This window comes from Myxococcus sp. CA023, from assembly GCF_010998615.1.
GTDB lineage: Bacteria > Myxococcota > Myxococcia > Myxococcales > Myxococcaceae > Myxococcus.
The window spans coordinates 1-16,148 of record NZ_JAAEAH010000081.1 but is presented as its reverse complement, the minus strand read 5'-3'; the positions used below and the strand labels follow the sequence as shown (position 1 = coordinate 16,148).

15 protein-coding genes and 1 pseudogene are annotated in these 16,148 nt (G+C 68.6%); 7 read left to right on the top strand and 9 right to left on the bottom strand.

The features are described from left to right. Positions 1 to 88: 88 nt before the first annotated feature. Entirely contained in the window at positions 89 to 2,569 is a 2,481-nt protein-coding gene (locus F8M74_RS29725; protein WP_141256182.1) for an RND family transporter, read from the top strand. Positions 2,570 to 2,621: 52 nt separating this feature from the next. Beyond that, positions 2,622 to 2,900 (top strand): hypothetical protein, encoded by a 279-nt coding sequence (locus F8M74_RS29720; protein ID WP_141256181.1) that lies wholly within the window; start codon positions 2,622 to 2,624, stop codon positions 2,898 to 2,900. Between the two features lie 12 nt (positions 2,901 to 2,912). Here the strand turns inward: F8M74_RS29720 and F8M74_RS29715 are convergent, their stop codons facing one another. Next, complete coding sequence (locus F8M74_RS29715; RefSeq protein WP_141256180.1) at positions 2,913 to 3,785, bottom strand: hypothetical protein; 873 nt, start codon at positions 3,783 to 3,785, stop codon at positions 2,913 to 2,915. Positions 3,786 to 3,987: 202 nt separating this feature from the next. Between F8M74_RS29715 and F8M74_RS29710 the strand changes: the two genes are divergently transcribed. The 3 genes from F8M74_RS29710 to F8M74_RS29700 all read left to right on the top strand — a co-directional run bounded on the left by F8M74_RS29710 (position 3,988) and on the right by F8M74_RS29700 (position 7,433). Then, a complete protein-coding gene (locus F8M74_RS29710) occupies positions 3,988 to 5,037 on the top strand; it encodes an NAD(P)/FAD-dependent oxidoreductase (protein ID WP_141256179.1) in 1,050 nt (349 codons plus the stop codon). Beyond that, positions 5,018 to 5,944 (top strand): AraC family transcriptional regulator, encoded by a 927-nt coding sequence (locus tag F8M74_RS29705; RefSeq protein WP_141256178.1) that lies wholly within the window; start codon positions 5,018 to 5,020, stop codon positions 5,942 to 5,944. The genes F8M74_RS29710 and F8M74_RS29705 overlap by 20 nt, the downstream gene beginning before the upstream one ends. A gap of 91 nt (positions 5,945 to 6,035) precedes the next feature. After that, entirely contained in the window at positions 6,036 to 7,433 is a 1,398-nt protein-coding gene (locus tag F8M74_RS29700) for a DUF4340 domain-containing protein (RefSeq protein WP_141256177.1), read from the top strand. Between the two features lie 16 nt (positions 7,434 to 7,449). On the opposite strand, the gene F8M74_RS29695 is transcribed toward F8M74_RS29700, so the two are convergent. From F8M74_RS29695 to F8M74_RS29660, 8 genes are all read right to left on the bottom strand, one after another. After that, entirely contained in the window at positions 7,450 to 7,878 is a 429-nt protein-coding gene (locus F8M74_RS29695; protein ID WP_141256176.1) for a hypothetical protein, read from the bottom strand. Between the two features lie 77 nt (positions 7,879 to 7,955). Then, a complete protein-coding gene (locus F8M74_RS29690; RefSeq protein ID WP_228560240.1) occupies positions 7,956 to 8,504 on the bottom strand; it encodes a hypothetical protein in 549 nt (182 codons plus the stop codon). A gap of 135 nt (positions 8,505 to 8,639) precedes the next feature. Next, positions 8,640 to 9,221 carry a dual specificity protein phosphatase gene (locus F8M74_RS29685; protein WP_011550581.1) on the bottom strand — a complete coding sequence of 194 codons (582 nt, stop codon included), beginning with the start codon at positions 9,219 to 9,221 and terminating at the stop codon, positions 8,640 to 8,642. Then, a complete protein-coding gene (locus tag F8M74_RS29680; protein ID WP_141256174.1) occupies positions 9,218 to 10,216 on the bottom strand; it encodes a hypothetical protein in 999 nt (332 codons plus the stop codon). Before F8M74_RS29680 ends, F8M74_RS29685 begins: the two co-directional genes overlap by 4 nt. Beyond that, on the bottom strand, positions 10,206 to 11,456 hold the full coding sequence (locus tag F8M74_RS29675) for a GtrA family protein (protein WP_141256173.1): 1,251 nt from the start codon (positions 11,454 to 11,456) through the stop codon (positions 10,206 to 10,208). Before F8M74_RS29675 ends, F8M74_RS29680 begins: the two co-directional genes overlap by 11 nt. Beyond that, a complete protein-coding gene (locus tag F8M74_RS29670) occupies positions 11,449 to 12,375 on the bottom strand; it encodes a phosphatase PAP2 family protein (RefSeq protein WP_141256172.1) in 927 nt (308 codons plus the stop codon). Before F8M74_RS29670 ends, F8M74_RS29675 begins: the two co-directional genes overlap by 8 nt. Beyond that, positions 12,353 to 13,687 carry an inositol-3-phosphate synthase gene (locus F8M74_RS29665; protein WP_011550585.1) on the bottom strand — a complete coding sequence of 445 codons (1,335 nt, stop codon included), beginning with the start codon at positions 13,685 to 13,687 and terminating at the stop codon, positions 12,353 to 12,355. Before F8M74_RS29665 ends, F8M74_RS29670 begins: the two co-directional genes overlap by 23 nt. Positions 13,688 to 14,084: 397 nt before the next feature. After that, on the bottom strand, positions 14,085 to 14,612 hold the full coding sequence (locus F8M74_RS29660; protein ID WP_141256171.1) for a pyridoxamine 5'-phosphate oxidase family protein: 528 nt from the start codon (positions 14,610 to 14,612) through the stop codon (positions 14,085 to 14,087). Between the two features lie 124 nt (positions 14,613 to 14,736). On the opposite strand from F8M74_RS29660, the gene F8M74_RS29655 reads away from it, so the two are divergent. Together F8M74_RS29655 and F8M74_RS29650 are read left to right on the top strand one after the other, a co-directional pair. Further along, complete coding sequence (locus F8M74_RS29655) at positions 14,737 to 15,231, top strand: hypothetical protein (protein WP_141256170.1); 495 nt, start codon at positions 14,737 to 14,739, stop codon at positions 15,229 to 15,231. Positions 15,232 to 15,610: 379 nt separating this feature from the next. Next, positions 15,611 to 16,148 (top strand): annotated as a pseudogene (locus F8M74_RS29650) (hypothetical protein); the annotation flags it as partial.

The following is a 16,148-nucleotide window of genomic DNA, read 5'->3' as shown; positions in this document are numbered from 1 at the left end:
TCACGGCATAAACGCGTTGACTCTCCCGTTAGCGCGTGCCCAAGGTGTCCGGCGATTCGGCCAGTCAACAGATGCAGGTGTCGCAAGCATGAGTGAGAAGCGTTGGTCGGAGCGGTTCGAGGGCGCCATGGGCCGCCTGGCGGTGCGGAACCACCGGAAGCCCTTCCAGGCGCTGCTCCTGGCTCTGGTTCTCACCGTGCTCGGCGCGTTCTTCGCCAGGACGTTGACGCTCAACGCGGACTTCGTGGGACTGCTGCCGAAGAACTTCCCCAGCGTCCAGGACATCGAGAAGCTGCGCAAGCGCTTCGGTGGCCAGGGCAACGTGGTGGTGGTGGGGATGGGCGCGGATCCGGAGGTGCTCAAGCGCTTCGCGGACGACATGGCGCCGAAGCTCGGGGAGCTGTCGGAGATTCGCTACGTCTCCCACCAGCGGCCCCGGTCCTTCTTCGACGAGCATTCGCTCTACTACGTGGACGTCGACGACCTGGAGACCATCCAGGAGCGCATCGACGCGCGCATCCTCTGGGAGAAGCAGCAGGCCAATCCGCTCTTCGTCTCGCTGGTGGAGGAGGACCCTCCGTCAGTGGACTTCGCTGACATCGAGCAGAAGTACACCGGCCGCGCCAACCAGCGCCTCTCCGGGCAGGGCGATCTCTATTACATCAACCCCACCGAGCGCATGGTGGTGCTGATGGCGAAGCCCCGGGGCAGCGCCGCGGACCTGAACTACTCGAAGAAGGTCGTGGGCCAGGTGGAGGACTTCCTGGCGCAGCAGGACCTGTCGAAGTACGGGCCCGGCTTCAAGACGGCCGTCACCGGCACCTTCCAGAAGAAGATTGATCAGCAGCGCGTCATCGTTGGCGACCTGGCGAGCGCGTCCACGCTGGCCATGGTGTTGCTGCTGGCGTACCTGGCCTTCCACTTCCGCAGCGCGTTGTCGGTGGGCCTCACCATGGCGCCGGTGATGGCGGGCCTGGGCTGGACGTACGGCTTCGTGGGGCTGGCCTACGGGCAGGTGAACCTCCTGACGGGCTTCCTGGCGGCGGTGCTGGGCGGCCTGGGCGTGGAGCACGGCATCCACCTGCTGGGGCGCTACACGACGCTGCGCTCGGAGGGGATGAACTCAGAGGAAGCGGTGGATGAGTCCTTCCGGCACACCGGCTTCTCCTCGCTCATCGCGGCGCTGGTGGCGGCGCTGACCTTCCTCAGCCTGGCCATGTCGGAGTTCAGGGCGTTCCGCGAGTTCGGCATCATCGCCGCGGTGGGCATGCTGGTGAGCATCTTCTCCTACGTGCTGCTGCTGCCCGCGCTGCTGGGGCTGGCCACGCGCTTCGGCTGGGCGCCGCGGGTGCAGCAAGAGGGGGCGGCCGGGCCGCTGAGCCTGCTGGCTCGCTGGCTGCCGCGCTCCTACCGGGGCGTGGGCATCGTGGTGGGCGTGGGCGTGCTGGCGCTGGTGTCACAGGCGTACCGCATCTCGTTCAACTACGACTCGCGCACGCTGGAGGACTACAAGCAGGCGTCGGCGGTGCTGGACCAGAAGGTGAACGACATCCTGGGCTACTCGCAGACGCCGGTGGTGGTGCTCACCGATTCGCAGGAGATGGAGCGCGAGGTGGTGCGCCAGTTGGAGGCGCGCAAGGCGGCGCGGGGCAAGGAGTCCACCATCGACTTCGTGGGCGCGCTGGATGACCTGGTCCCCAAGCGGCAGGACGAGAAGCAGGCCATCCTCCAAGCCATCTCCGCGAAGTTGGGGAAGCTGGACCCGGAGCGGCTGCCCGAGGACACGCGCAACACGCTGGTGCGCGCGCTGAACATGGCGAAGGCGAAGCCCTTCACCCAGGAGGCCCTGCCCACCAGCGTGCGGCACCAGTTCGAGAGCCTGGATGGCAGCACGGGCGGCGTGGTGCTGGTGTACGCCGGTGGCGTCAGTCTGTCGGACGGCGAGGGCACGCGGAAGTTCGCCAAGGAAGTGCGTGGCCTGCAGATGCCGGACGGCAGTCAGGTGTCGGCGGCGGGTGAGGCGCTCATCCTGGCGGACATCCTGGACATGGTGTCGCGCGAGGGGCCGCGCATCCTCGCGGCGGCGGTGCTGAGCGTGCTGGTGGCCATGTGGCTGACGCTGGGCAAGTTGCGCACCGCGCTCATCTGCATGTTGCCCACGCTGCTGTCCGTCGTCGGCCTGGTGGGGCTGATGTCGCTGCTGGGGCTGCAGTTCAACTACCTCAACATCATGGTGCTGCCGGTGCTGGTGGGCACCACGGTGGACGCGGGGGTGCACCTGGTGCAGCGGCTGGGCGAGCGCGGCGCGGACTTCGTCTCCGTGTACGCGGAGACAGGCCGGGCGATCATGGGCGGTCTGCTGACGAGCGCCATCGGCTTCGTCGCGCTCATCCTGGCGAAGCACCCGGGCCTCAACTCCATTGGTGACCTGGCCAACCTGGGCTTCGGCATCAACATGGTCATCGTGCTGCTGGGCTTCCCGTCGCTGCTGCTGCTGGTGGAGCGCTGGCGCCGCAAGCACAGCACGTCCTCGGAAGAGCAGACCGAGCAACCCGCGCCGGAGGCGTGAGGGCGGCTGGCCGCTGGCTGCTTCGCTCGATATGCGTGCCTTGAGGTGGACCATGACGCGGATGTGGATGCGGAGCAGTGGGCAGCGGTGGCTGATGCTGGCGACCGTCGGAGCGGCGGCCCTGGCCGGCTGTCGTCACGGTTCGGAGCGCGAGGAGAAGAAGGGCGAGACGCGCTGTGCCGAGTCTCGGAACCTCACGTGTGTCACCGGCGTGAACTGCACCATGGACCGCGACCGTGGCTGTGAGGTGTGCCGGTGCTCCACGGCGAGCGGGCTGGAGCCCACTGATAATCGCAGGCCCGCGGCCATGGAGCCGGAGCGGCGCTGGTAGGCGCCGCGTGCTTCAGCACCCGATGACGGGATAGTCCGCGGGGCGCAGGAGGAGGCGCCACGCGTTCCCCTCGCGGAAGAGCAGCCCGGTGACGGCCTGCCCCTTGAGTCCCACGTGGACCAGGTACTGCGTGTCGCCGCCGACGCGCAGTGAGGCGACGAGCTCCGTGGTGGCCTCGCCGTAGTCCGCGAAGCTGACGACGAGTGGCCGCCGGTCGACGTAGAGCAGGGATGCGCCAGGGGAGTCGCCCGGCGCGATGTGCGGCGCGCCTGGGAAGCACTCCAGCCGGGTGAAGGGGCCCTGTCGTTCCTGTGTGCACGAGTCCAGCGGGACGCGTGTGTCGTCGTTCTGGCCATCGCGGCTGGACTCCAGCGTCACATGCCCTTCGGGCGAGGTCTTCCACCGGTAGCCAGGGGCGGGGATGCCCGCGGGCGTGAAGGGGTCGGCGCCTTCGTCCACGGGACGCTCGAACGCGTCCGAGGTCCACTGCCTCGGGACAGGACGCTCCCGCGCCGTCTTGGGCGCGGGCATGCTCACCGTGCCCGTGACGGTGCCCGCCAGGGCCACGATGTGCTCACCGATGTCCGGCGTCCCCTTCGCCTGTGTGTAGACGCCCACGGTGTGGCAGACGGGCGGCAGGTCCACGTCCTCTTCGACCGTGCACACGGCCTCCGTCCGCTGGAAGCGCGCCACCGCCATGCCCTGCGTGCCGACGAGCGTCATGAGCTGGAGCCGTGAGGCCACGTCCTCCGGCGCCTGCTCGCCCAGGACGACGCGGGCGGTGCGGCCGGAGACCGCTTCAATTTGATACGGCGCGGTCCACCGCTCCTCGGCGGCGGCTCCGAACGAAGCCAGCGTGACTCCCAGCACCATGGCGTAGCGCATGACATCCTCCTGATGAGGGCTGGGATAGCAACGCGTGTACCAAGGCCTGGAGGCTCGGACCGCGGCCCGCCAGCCACACCCTGGTGTCAGGCCGCCCGCCGTGGCGCCGCCCGAGGGAGTGCCGCAACGAACGCGCGAATCCGCCGATTCGGCGTGAAGCCGCGCCCTCCCGGGGCCGGGGGCCGCCGGTTAGCACTTCTCCATGACGAATCGGGCGGCGTGGACGCGCCGTGAGGCCCTGGCCCTCGCCGGGCTGGGACTGGCCGGTGCCGCGCTGCCCCTGGGCTGCAGACACGCAATGGACGCGACGAGGACGGATGACATGGAGCGCAAGGACGTGAAGGACGTGGTGGTGGTGGGTGGTGGCCCAGGGGGTTTGAGCGCGGCGCTGGCGCTGGGGCGTGGCCGCAAGAAGGTCCTGGTGTGCGACGCGGGTACGCCTCGGAACGCGGCAGCAGAGGAGGTGCACACCTACCTCACGCGGGATGGCATCCCGCCCCGGGAGTTCCGGCGTGTCGCCTGGGAGCAGATGCGCCCCTATGACGTGGAGCTGCGCGAGGCGCGGGTGCTGAACGTCGAGCGCGCGGGGACGGTGTTCCGCGTGGCGCTCGAAGGGGGCGGCGTGGTGGAGGCCCGCCGGGTGCTGCTGGCCACGGGGATGGTGGACGTGATGCGCGAGCTGCCCGGCTACAGCGACTTGTGGGGCAAGGCCATCTTCCAGTGCCCGTTCTGCCATGGTTGGGAAATCCAGGACCGGGCCTGGGGCGTGCTGGCCACGAACGAGGTGTCGCTCGACTTCGCCGTGATGTTGACGGGGTGGACCCGCGACCTGGTGGTGTTCGCCATGGACGGTTTCGAGGTGCCCGCCGACAAGCGTGCGCTGCTGGAGAAGGCGGGGGTTCGGCTCGAGACGCGGCGTATTCGCGGCCTCATCGCGGCGGGGGAGAAGTTGGATGCGGTGGAGCTGGAGGACGGCACCCGGGTGCCCCGGGAGGTTCTCTTCGACCGTCCACCCCAGCGGCAGTCGTCGCTCGTGCAGCGGCTGGGGCTCGAGCTGAACGAGGAGGGCTTCGTGAAGCTGAAGGGCCCGGGCGAGACGTCGGTGCCGGGCATCTACGCGGCGGGGGACCTCGGCACCCGGGCGCAGGCGGCCATCGTGGCCGCGTCCGCGGGGATGATGGCGGCGGGCATGTTGAACCATGACCTGAACCTGGAACGGGCGGGCACCGCGCATGGACCTGCTCAGGGTTGAGCCCGGCGGCTTCGCTCGCTACGAAGGGGCGATGCCGTCCGAGCCACGACAGCCGTCCTGGGGGCCCGATTCGTCGTCGCGTCTGGACTTCGAAAAAGGGCGGCTGCCGATATGGGCGGGGCGCCTTCAGGTCCACCCTCGGGGCGGGCGCGCCACCGCCGTGCACGCCTACGCCGTGGTGATGCTGGTGACGCGAGGCGAGTCGAAGATGCGGCACGCGGGGGACCTGGTGGTCCGGGCGGGAGACGTCCACCTGATTCCGCCCGGGGATGCGCACGGGGCCGGCGCTTCGAACGCGGAAGGGTGGGGCGTGGCCTTCCATCCGGATGCCTTGGGCGAGGACGGTGGGGCCGCGAACCGCCTGGGGCCGTTGCTGCGGGTGCGCAAGGGCTGTCACCCCGTGCTGCGGCCCACGCTGCCGCAGCGCCGGAGGCTGGCGCGGTGGATGCGCCTGCTGTCGGAGGAGGTGGCCCGGAACGAGCCGGGGGGCGAGGAAGCCGCGCGCTCGCTGCTGCGGCTGGTCCTCATCGAGCTGGAGCGCATGACGGCCCAGACGGGTACGAGTGAGCCGCCGTCCCTGGGGCTGAGCCGCAAGGCGCTCACGTACATCGAGACGCACTGTCTGGAGCCGTTGTCGCTCGCGCAGGTGGCGAAGGCGCTGGGGCGCTCCTCCGCGCACGTCGCGGGCGTGGTGCGGCAGGAGACGGGCCGCACGGTGGGCGAGTGGATTCTGGAGTGCCGGATGGCGGAGGCACGCCGCCGACTGCGTGGCACGGACGAGCGCGTGGACATCATCGCGGAGCGCGTGGGCTACGCGGACGTGACGCACTTCATCCGCCAGTTCCGCCGCGTTCACGGGGTGACTCCGGCCGCGTGGCGGCGCAAGGCGACGGCCGGGGCTCCATGAACCGTCCCCTCCGAAAGTCACGGAGGGGGGATGCCGAGACGTGCGGGGGTGAAGTAAGGGTTCTCCCTGGGCCCGGAGCCGAGGGAGAGCCATGAAGAAGGCGCTGGTCATCGTCGTTGGCGCAGCCGTGCTGCTGCTCGTGTTCATGTTCGTCGCCGGTGAGCAGCCGCCGGGGCAGCCGGAAGCCAGCGGTGGTGGACGCCAGTTGGACCTGTCGGGCTTCGACCCGGCCCGAGTCTCCGGGCTGGAGCTCTCGGGCGTCCGCCGCGCCACGCTGCAGCGGGACGGCAGTGGGTGGACGGTCGCGGACCCGGGCTCGCCGGAGAGCCGCTTCCTGGCGGACGAGGCGATGGTGAAGGGCGCGCTGGAGTCCCTGACCCGGGTGGCCGGGGCGAAGTTCGTCACCGGCGAGGCCGACCGGTTGAACGAGTTCTGGCTGGATGACGCACGCGGGCTGAAGGTCCGCATCCTCCAGGAGGGCCGCCCTCCGCTGGAGCTGGTGCTCGGGAAGGATGGGGCGTCGAACGGTGGAACCTATGTGCGCAAGGCGGCCAACGCGGACGTCTTCGAGCACCCCACGTTGTTGGGCTGGTTGTGGCGTCGGCGCGTCATGGACTGGCGTGACGCGCGACTGGTGCGGGGGGCGCCCGGGGACATCACGCAGTTGGTGTTTCGAGTCGGGGACGAAGCGCCAGTGACGGTGACGTCGAATGGCGCGCCCGGCGGCTGGCGGCTCGCGGAGGGGACGCAGGTGCCGGAGGGCTTCCGGTTCAGCGCGCACGTGGTCGAACAGGTCGTGCGGGACTTATTGGAGGTCGAGGCGCAGGACGTGCTTGCGGGGGAGGCCGCCACGGAGGCGAAGGCCGCGCTCACCCAGGCGCATGACACGGTGGAGGCGCGCCTCAAGAATGGGAAGACGGTGGTGTTGCGGCTGAGCCGTGCGTCGGAGTCCAAGGACACCGTCTTCGTCCAGTTGGAGGGAGATGCGCGGGTGTACGAGGTGTCCGCGGTGGCGGCATCGCAGGTGCGCAAGCGACTGGTGGACTTCCGCGACCTGCTCCTGCTGCGGTTCGCGTTGGAGCAGGTGAACCAGGTGCGCATCCAGGCCGGTGACACGACGGTGGTGGTGGCGAAGGAAGCGCAGGGCTGGGTGCTGCGTGAGCCGCAGTCGCCGCCGGAGTCCTTCCGGTTCGACGCGTCACAGGTGGAGGCGCATCTCATCTGGCTTCAGCGGCTCGAGGCCTCGCGCCTCCTCGACGCGGCGGTGGAGGACGCGCAGGCGGGCCTGTCTCCGCCCGTGGCCTCCGTGGAGGTGAGCGAGGAGGGCGGCGCCGTGCAGACGCTGTGGCTCGGGAATGCAGTGCCGGACGCACCGGTGGGCTACCAGGAGGTGTACGCCCGCGGCTCGCGCGACGGCTTCACGTATGCCGTGGAGGACAGGGCTCGCGCTTGGTTGTCGCGTGGCCTCGCGCTCTTCAGCGGGCCGTAGCGTCTGCACGAGCGAGCTAGAGCTCGCTCAGAATCCGCCCGTGCCCATCGATGGCATATGTCGCGCCCGCATCCATGATGGGGGCGGCGAGCTCGATTCCGCATCGGGAAAGCCTGGGAAGGAAGCTGACGAAGTAGAGCTGGTCGTCGTGCTTCAATACCGTCACGTCGTAGGTGCTTCGCTGTGACAGGCACCGTGCCAGTCCCTCGGTGCGGGCCTCTGCCTTGGCGTCCGGGGGAAGGAAGTCGTTCATCGCGACTTCGAGTGCCGCCATCGCTGGACCGTCCAGGTGCGTTCCCTGCTCCATGGAGTCAGGGAACGTCACTTTCGCTGCCTCCTCCGGCGATGCCCGCTCGGCTTTGGGGAGCTTGTAGTAGCCAAATAGGGCGCAGCCGTGCAGCAGGCTGGAACAGGCAAAGAGCGTGACCAACGGGAACGGTTTCATGAGGCGATTCCCATCATGAACACGCCGGGAGGAATCTGGAATCTGGAATCGGCAGGAGCCTGACTATGCGCGTTCCATTATTCAACGTGCCAACCCATGCCTTCGAACATCCGGATGTTGCCTCTATCGTCGTACACTTGGCCAATAGGGACCCATTGGCCATCACGGAGCGCGGCTACGATTCGCGTCGCGTAGTTGAAGCTGTACGCCGTGCAGGGGGCGTTGCCTCGCTTGTTGAAGACGTAGAGTTCGCGCTGAAGAACCCTGCCTGAGCGCGGAGACACCGCACGCGTGGGATGCCATTTCCCACTCAAGTCCGCCGCGGAGAAGCGGGGGTTGTGCGGATGTGTGTGGTCGCCGCCAGTGATGATGGCATTCACGCGTTCCGGGTCGTTGAGGAGTTCTGGCATCGAGCACGTCTTGGCCTCGCGAGTATCCGCCCGGTCTCTGAAGTCGGAGAGGTAGCTCAAGTAGAACGCATCCTCGTCAGGGGCGTAGTAGTTGAGCGCGCAGTACTCGGAGCCTGTGGGACCTGCCGAGGCGCCGCCCTGCCGGGTCATGAGTTCACAGCCCGCAGCGGCGAGTTCCTCTGTCGTCTTGAAGGGGCCGGCGAGGGGACCGTCCACCTGAAGCCGGCCATTCTCGAGCCGCCTGACCCGAACGTTGGGATTGGTTCCGCACCCCAGTGTGCCTGTCGAAAGGGCCAGCACGACAGTCCATGCCACAGTCGCGGATAAGGGACCCTGGGGTATCATCTGCGTCTACGCCGCCCGCTCGGACGTCCGTGCCTGCCACGCGGCGACGAAGTCCGCGAGCCCGTTCAGTTGCCGGTCATTCAGCGTGGACTGCCACCGCGCCTGCCGCAGCTCGCGGTACGCGGTCGGCGCCTCCCAGCCGCGCGCCACCATCACCGCCAGCCCCACCAGTGGGCCCCGGCCCACGCCGTGCTCGCAGTGCGTATACAGCGTGCCGCCCTGCTCCAGCCGGGGCAGGGCCCATTCCACACCCCGCATCAACTGCTCCACCGACGGCGGATAGCGGTCCGTCACTGGCAGGTTCAGCAGTTCGATGCCCAGCGCCTTCAACGCCTCCGCGTCGTCACAGCGCTCACCTCGCACGTCAATCACCGCGGTGATGCCGCGCGCCTTCAGCTCCGCGTACCGCGAGCGAGGCACCGCGCCACCGACGTACAGCCAGTCATTCACCTGAGACACGTTCAGCCCGCGCCCCGGCAGCTTCGTGGTCCATTCCACGCAGCGCGCCACGGAGCGCAGCACCTGCTTGCGCACCCAGCCGCGCACACCCGGCACGTGGTGCACTTCCCGCAGCAAAGCAAAACTCACAGGTCGCCCTCGAGCGTCACTTCCATCAGCCCCGTCACCGGCGCCTTCCCCTCACGCTCCAGCACCGCCCGGTGCAGGTACGTCACCGGCGAGCCCACCACCGAGCGCACCAGCCCGCCCAGCACCGCGCCCAAATCCTCCACTGGCGCGCTGCGCTGCAGCAGCGAGGTGGAGCGCAGCACCATGGCAGAGGAGCCATCCGCGAACAGCTCCACCGTCCACGAACTCCGCTCCCTCACGCCTTCCCGCGCGAGCGTGAAGTGCTCCAGCGAGCGGGCCTTGGTGCCTTCCTCCCACGCGTACACGGGGCCGTATTCACCGTCCTGCCCCTCACGCGCCAGCAGCACCAGCTTCTCGCCGCCGAGCAGCGCCCGGAAGCGCACCCACCGCTTCGCAAGCTTCGCTGGAGCAATGGTGGAACGCGTGTGGTCCGCGTATCCGCCACCCGTGTAGACGACGTCCTCGCCCTTGGGCCGCTTCACCGTCGCCTTCAACGCGCTGAAGGCGAGCGTCACCTCGTGGTGGTAGCGGTCCTTGCCCACCTCCACCTCGGTGCCTTCCTGGCCCTGGGGCGTCATGGGCGCGGCGTACTCCAGCAGCACCCGCCCGCCATCCAGCGGGACTTCCACGCGCGTGGCCCCATCCGCGGAACGGGCCGAGCACGGCCCCATCTTCAGCGTCGAGCTCTCCGCGTCATAGCGCCAGTCACGCGTCTTGACCTTCGTCTGCGCCGACCAGGCCTTCTGCCCCGGCGTCAGCACCGTGGTCCGGCACAGTCCGGTGCGCGAGCCGGGACCGATGTTCGTCACCGTCAGCTGCACGAAGATGAAGGTGCCGCCGTCCAGGTCGCCGATGAAGGTGAAGTTCTCCCCGTAGTTGTCACTGGGGGACAGCTTCGGCTCCAGCACCGCGCCCGCCGCCGCCACCGAGGGCAGCATGAGCGCGGTGGCCACAGCCAGGCCCTTCAGCACCTCGAAGCGCCCATCAGGCCGCATGAGGACGCTGCTCCATGAGAGGGTCCTCGGAAGCAGCCGCGTCGTTGTTGAACACGTAGTCACGCTGCAGCGGCAGGTTCCACGCGAAGTACACCACGCCGCGCACCAGCCACCACCCCAGCGCATAGGCCAGCTGCGGGTGCAGCGTCAGCAGCGCCACGCCGCCCGCGTTGAGCAGCGCGCTGGTTCCACTCACCACCGAGTAGCGCGCCAGCTGCCGCCCCACCGCGCCGTTGCTCTTGAAGGTGAGCACCCGGTTGATGGAGTAGTTCACCACCGCGCCCAGGCCGCAGCCCAGCACCGTGGCCCATGCGGGCAGCATGCCCGCCCACTCCACCAGCGCCAGCACCAGCGCGAAGTCCACCGCCGTGGCCACCGCGCCCGCCAGGGCGTTGAGCCCGAGGATGGCCTTGCCGGAGCGCGCCTCCTGACGCTTGGGCGCCAGTGCCTTCACCAGGTTGCGGAAGCGGGAGAGCGCCGTGATGTTGCTCATGACGGCCACGAAGACGAGTCCCACCACCGCGAGCCAGTGCATGGGGTGCTTCTCCTCGGGCCAGAAGACGGCCTCCAGGATGGGCGACAGCGCCGTGCCCGCGCCCATGAAGAGCACCCGCTCCAGCCGCTGCATGGCGCCGTCGCGCACGTTGACGCCCAGGCCTTCGCCCTTGGCGCGCACGTAGGGCACCAGCGAGGAGCCGAGCAGCGCCATCAGCGCGGGCAGCAGCACCCAGGTGTCCCGGTAGTACCAGGCCAGACCCATGAGCATCGCCGAGTCCACGTACCGGTCCAGCACCGAGTCCAGCGCCGCGCCCGCGGGGTTGGCCTCTTTGCGCGTGCGGGCGATGCGCCCGTCCATGACGTCCAGGATGCCCGCGAACAGGAAGAGCCAGCCGCCCAGCGCGAAGCGGCCCGCCGCCACCGCCACGCCGGACGACACGCCCAGCAGGCCCGACAGCATGGACAGCGCGTTGGCCGGCAGGCCCGAGCGCAGAATCACCGCCCACAGCGGCTGGATGATCCAGAAGAAGTAGTGCCGCAGGAAGAAACCCACCAGCCCGTTGCTGCCGCGCTTGAGCGTCTCCTCGTCGCGGGGAATGCCCTTGAAGGCGCAGCGGATACAGAAGAGGAGCAACCCGCCGATGAAGTACGTGCAGGCGACGATGGCCGGAGCCAGCGCCGTCCAGATGCGGGCGGACGGAGACAGGTTTCCGGTCAACCACGCCATCAGGTTCTCAAGCACGGGTGTCTCCTCTTGTAGTCAACGACACGGCCCACGGTGTGGTGGCCGTCCAACGGGCGTAGACGCTTTCGACCGCCAGGAATGCAACCGCCGCCACACCCAGGCCCGCGAGCACGTCCAGGATGTAGTGGTGCGTCAGGTATACGGCGGAGAAGGCGACGAGCAACGCGAACAGCCCGGTGGAGATGCGCCATGCCCAGCCGCGCGACCACACGAACATCATCACCAGGAAGGGGTACGCCGCGTGCAGTGAGGGCATTGCCCCGAATACGTTGGTGCTGCGCGAGTAGAAGCTCGCGAAATAACTGATGCCCAGCAGCTCGTCGAAACGGGCGGTCCCCGCGGGGTTGGGGGGCGCGGCCAGGTCGGCCGGTCCCGGGCCGTACTGGAGCACGTACCAGGGCGGCGCGGCGGGGTAGAGCACGTAGATGACGACGCCAATGGCGTTCGCCGCCAGGAAGCCCCAGCACAGCCTTTCGAAGAGCGAGTCCTTCTTCACGAAGAAGAAGATGGCCAGGATGAAGACCTCGTACAGGTACGCCGCGTAGGCGAAGCCGCACAGCAGGTCCAAGGCCGGGGTGAAGCGCGTGGCCCACCATTCGGGCCAGTGGGTGCCGCCGGGCGCCGGGAACCACTGGCGCTCCAGCTCCCACAGGTCGCCCGTGTGGATGGGGCCCCGCAGGAACAGCCAGAGACCCTGGCTGTCCAGCAGCATCCCGGTCAGCCACAGTGCGAGCCCACCGCGGAGGAAGCGCTGAAGGCGGGGGCCCGACCAGGCCACCCCCAGAATCAGCGCGTCCGCCGCGACGTGGTCCCACCGCAGCCGGCCGGTGGCGTACACCAGCGTCAAGTGGCTCAACCCCAGGACGGTGGAGAGCCACGTGAGCGCGGTGACCTTATTTGGAGAGCGGGAGGTCATCTCCGTAATAGTCGAGCCCGAGGTGGGTGATGGGGTCCTCGCCCGCGACGACGCGCAGCGTGTTCTTCAGCTTGGTGAGCTGGATGAAGAGGTCGTGCTCCACCGGCAGACCCGGCTGCGCCATGGGGGTCTTGAAGTAGAAGGACATCCACTCCTGGATGCCGCGCCACTCCAGCCGCTTGGCCAGGTCCAGGAACAGCGCGATGTCCAGCACCAGCGGGGCCGCCAGGATGGAGTCGCGGCAGAGGAAGTTGACCTTGATCTGCATCGGATAGCCGAGCCATCCGGTGATGTCGATGTTGTCCCAACCCTCCTTCGCGTCGCCGCGGGGCGGGTAGTAGTGGATGGCCACCTTGTGCGCGTACTTCTTGTACAGCTCCGGGTACAGGTCGGGCTGCAGGATGGTGTCCAGCACGCTCGACTTGGTGACTTCCTTGGCCTTGAAGGCCGCGGGGTCGTCCAGCACCTCGCCGTCGCGGTTGCCCAGGATGTTGGTGGAGAACCAGCCATCCAGACCCAGCATGCGGGCCTTGAGCGCGGGCGCGATGACCGTCTTCATCATCGTCTGGCCGCTCTTGAGGTCGCGGCCGGCGACGGCCACCGACTCCTGCTTGGCCATCTCCTGGAGCGCCGGCGTGTCCACGCTGGCGTTGGGCGTGGCGTTCGCGAAGGGCACGCCCTCCTTGATGGCCGCGTAGGTGTACAGCGCGGTGGGGTTGATGTCCGGGCTGTTCTCGTCCAGCGCCTTCTCGAAGGCGGCCAGCGTCTTGAAGGACTCGGGCAGCGGACGGAAGGTCTCCACGCTGCTGCACACCACCATCACGGCGCGCGTCGCGTTGAGCTCCTTCTTGAAGTCGCGGATGTCCTGGCGCAGCGCTTCGATGCTCTCGCGGTGCGTCTTGGTGGCCTTGATGTGGTTGGCCTCGATGCGGCGCACGAACTCAGGGTCGTGCACGCCCTGCTTCGGCTTGATGCTCTGGAGGAACGGCTTCACCTCCTCCAGGTGCTTGTCGCTGAGCACACCCGAGCGCACGGCCACTTCGTACGCGTCCTCACGGATGATGTCCCAGGCGCCGAAGGCAACGTCCTTCAGCTCCGCCAGAGGCACCAGCTCGTTGAGCTTCACGGTGCGCCCGTCGGTCCGCTTCCCCAGGCGGGCGGTGCCCATCTGCGTGAGCGATCCAATGGGGTGACCCTTGCCCTTGCGCGCCAGCTCGACACCCGCCATCAGCGTGGTGGACACAGCGCCCAGACCCGGAATCAGGACCGCGAGCTTGCCGTCCGGCTTCGCGACCGACCTCTTGTTTTCCATCGTGATGTTCCTTCGTTAGACGTATTCGAGTCGGCCGTATGCGGGTCGGTACGATACCGGTCGTGCATGCGGAAAATCTCGAAAGCGGATGGTTGATACTCTAAAGCGTTCATCACTTCAACTTCATGAGCGTGGCGGCTCTTACCACCCGAGGGTGCCGCACTCATGGATCAGGCCAGCCCGAGGTACAAGGCGAGGCGATCGACGCTGTCAGAGAAACACCAGGTCGTCAGAAGGACGACATCCACGGCACACTCCTCGGACAGGTTCGCCATGGGTTGATGGTGACCCGCCCTGCTTGAAGGATGAAGAAGGTGTCAGTGGGACAGGGGAGGCGGAGCCGTCGCGAGGCGCCGTCCCGGCTTGATATCGGCCCATTCCGGTGGGCCCGTTCGGCTCAGTGGGGCAGCGGGGCGCTGTCGTCCAGGTCGAGCTTCTGGTGGTCGCCCGGCGCGTAGGGCTGTCCGGTGAAGGCGGCCTTCACCATGCCGGCGAGCTGGACCATGCGGCTGCTGGGCGTGTCCCAATACTCGGCCTTCTCCACGCGGACGCAGAGCAGGGCGAGCTCGGGGTCGTCCAGGCCGTCGGGGAACCAGGCCTTGAGGGTGGGGTTCCACAGCTCGCGGGCCTTCTCCTTGTCGAGCACCAGCCGGCAACGGCCGCTCACGGAGACGTAGCGGTCCCGGGTCGGGTCCGAGTACGCGAGGTTGACGTGGTGGTCGTGCGTCACCTCGTCGACCTTGGGGGAATGCTCGCGGGTGAAGAACCAGAGCTCTCCGTCGAAGTCTCGCGCGTGCGTCCACATGGGGCGGCTGCGCAGGGTTCCATCCGCTTCCACGGTGGTCATCATCGCGACCTTGATGCCCTGGATGAGGTCATCGAAGTGCTCGGTGACGTCTTGGGTGTCCTTCTTCTTCCTGGCCATCGCTGCCTCCCTTGGGAGCACAAGGTAGGCAGCGCGGAGGTCGGCGGGCACATGGCGGTGGGTTGGCCGCCGCCAGAGCAGGCGGGCCTGTGGTAGGTGGCCGAGCAGGAAAGCGAGGGTTCGGATGCTGAAGACGGCGTGGAACGAGTGGAGCCTCAAGGCGCTGCAGTTGGAGACGGCGGTGCTGGCGCTGGAGGAGATCGACCTGCCCGAGGAGATGCACGCGCTCCAAGAGGCGGCGGAGGAGAAGCTGCTGGCGCTGGCGCGCGCGTGGAAGGCCCGTCAGCCGCAGCGCGAGCCGCGCACGTGGGAGCGCCAGACGCTGCCCGACGGCATGCCTCGCGACGCTGAGCTCAAGGAGTTGGTGGAGGGCTTCAAGGAGGACGGCAAGTCGTGGACGCTGCTTCGCGCCACCAGCGACCTCAAGGAAGTGGTGGAGACGGTGGTGTCGGAAGGCCGCGCCTGCATGGCCGCGGGCGGCGAGTACTACCTGGGCCAGTGGGACGCGAAGGAGTCCGTGCTGGAGGTGGGCCGCGACGACGAAGCGGACGAGCCCGGCACGGGCCTGGTGCTGGAGCCCACGGGCGAGCTCCAGTACACGCCGGATCCGGAGCTGTAGCCGCCGCTCAGCCCTCCAACTCCTTCACGATGCGGGCGCGGAGCTTCTCGTCGGGCATCCGGCCGAAGCCCCCGCGCACGTTGTCGGCGGCGTGCGAGGGTTTGCGGGTGGCCGGCAGCGGGCGGGCTGTGAGGCGGCGACGCCGGGCAGGAGCAGGCCCCCAGGGTCGCGGTGAGTACGTCGCGGCGGGACGGGGCACGGGAGGACATGGCGGCCGATGTCAGCGGCTGCGCTGAAGTGGACAGGTGACAGTTCCGCGCGGTGCCGGTGTTCTCTTGCACGAGCGGGGCGGCGACGCCTCCCGATGACTCCTCCTGGCCCGGGTGCCCGCGCGATGCGGGCCGGGCCGCATTCAAAACAGTCCAGGAAGGTCCAGGCGATGAATCGCAAGGTCTCGGTATGCGCGGGGATGATGGCGGCGGTGGTGGCGTTCTCGGCCTCCGCCGAGGAGACGGCGGGCGGGCAGTCCTCGAGTTCCGCGAGCGGAGCGGCGTCTGTCGATTGGCCGGGCGTGGCGCGCGAGCTGTCCACACCACCGCTGGTGGCCGCGGCGGAGCAACCGGTGATCCACACCTTGGCCGCCGGGGCGCCCGCGGGGAGCGCGTCAGCGTCCGGCGATGTGAACCCTGTGGCACCGTCGAATGGCGCGTCCTCCATGTCCGTCGTGCCTGATGGTGCCAATGCGCCTTCGGCAGGCGCGCCCGAGGCGAAGGCGGAGGCCGACGCGAACGAAGTGCACATTCCGTTCAGCCTCACCCTGGTGCCGGGGCTGAGTACGTCGGGTTTCCACACCGGCAACGTGGTCAACAACGTGTCCATCGGCCTGGTGGCGACGCACGCGAAGCGGGTGGACGGCCTGGCGATGTCGCTGGCAGGCAACTGGGTGGGGGAGGGCGGGCTGAGCGGCGCGCCGTTCG

Excerpts from the sequence above, each read along its gene's own strand:
- F8M74_RS29665 (WP_011550585.1), bottom strand. The coding sequence starts at position 13,687 with ATGGAAAACAAGAGGTCGGTCGCGAAGCCGGACGGCAAGCTCGCGGTC.
- F8M74_RS29670 (WP_141256172.1), bottom strand. The coding sequence starts at position 12,375 with ATGACCTCCCGCTCTCCAAATAAGGTCACCGCGCTCACGTGGCTCTCC.
- F8M74_RS29655 (WP_141256170.1), top strand. The coding sequence starts at position 14,737 with ATGCTGAAGACGGCGTGGAACGAGTGGAGCCTCAAGGCGCTGCAGTTG.
- F8M74_RS29680 (WP_141256174.1), bottom strand. The coding sequence starts at position 10,216 with ATGCGGCCTGATGGGCGCTTCGAGGTGCTGAAGGGCCTGGCTGTGGCC.
- F8M74_RS29700 (WP_141256177.1), top strand. The coding sequence starts at position 6,036 with ATGAAGAAGGCGCTGGTCATCGTCGTTGGCGCAGCCGTGCTGCTGCTC.
- F8M74_RS29720 (WP_141256181.1), top strand. The coding sequence starts at position 2,622 with ATGACGCGGATGTGGATGCGGAGCAGTGGGCAGCGGTGGCTGATGCTG.
- F8M74_RS29660 (WP_141256171.1), bottom strand. The coding sequence starts at position 14,612 with ATGGCCAGGAAGAAGAAGGACACCCAAGACGTCACCGAGCACTTCGAT.
- F8M74_RS29715 (WP_141256180.1), bottom strand. The coding sequence starts at position 3,785 with ATGCGCTACGCCATGGTGCTGGGAGTCACGCTGGCTTCGTTCGGAGCC.
- F8M74_RS29695 (WP_141256176.1), bottom strand. The coding sequence starts at position 7,878 with ATGAAACCGTTCCCGTTGGTCACGCTCTTTGCCTGTTCCAGCCTGCTG.
- F8M74_RS29725 (WP_141256182.1), top strand. The coding sequence starts at position 89 with ATGAGTGAGAAGCGTTGGTCGGAGCGGTTCGAGGGCGCCATGGGCCGC.
- F8M74_RS29710 (WP_141256179.1), top strand. The coding sequence starts at position 3,988 with ATGACGAATCGGGCGGCGTGGACGCGCCGTGAGGCCCTGGCCCTCGCC.
- F8M74_RS29705 (WP_141256178.1), top strand. The coding sequence starts at position 5,018 with ATGGACCTGCTCAGGGTTGAGCCCGGCGGCTTCGCTCGCTACGAAGGG.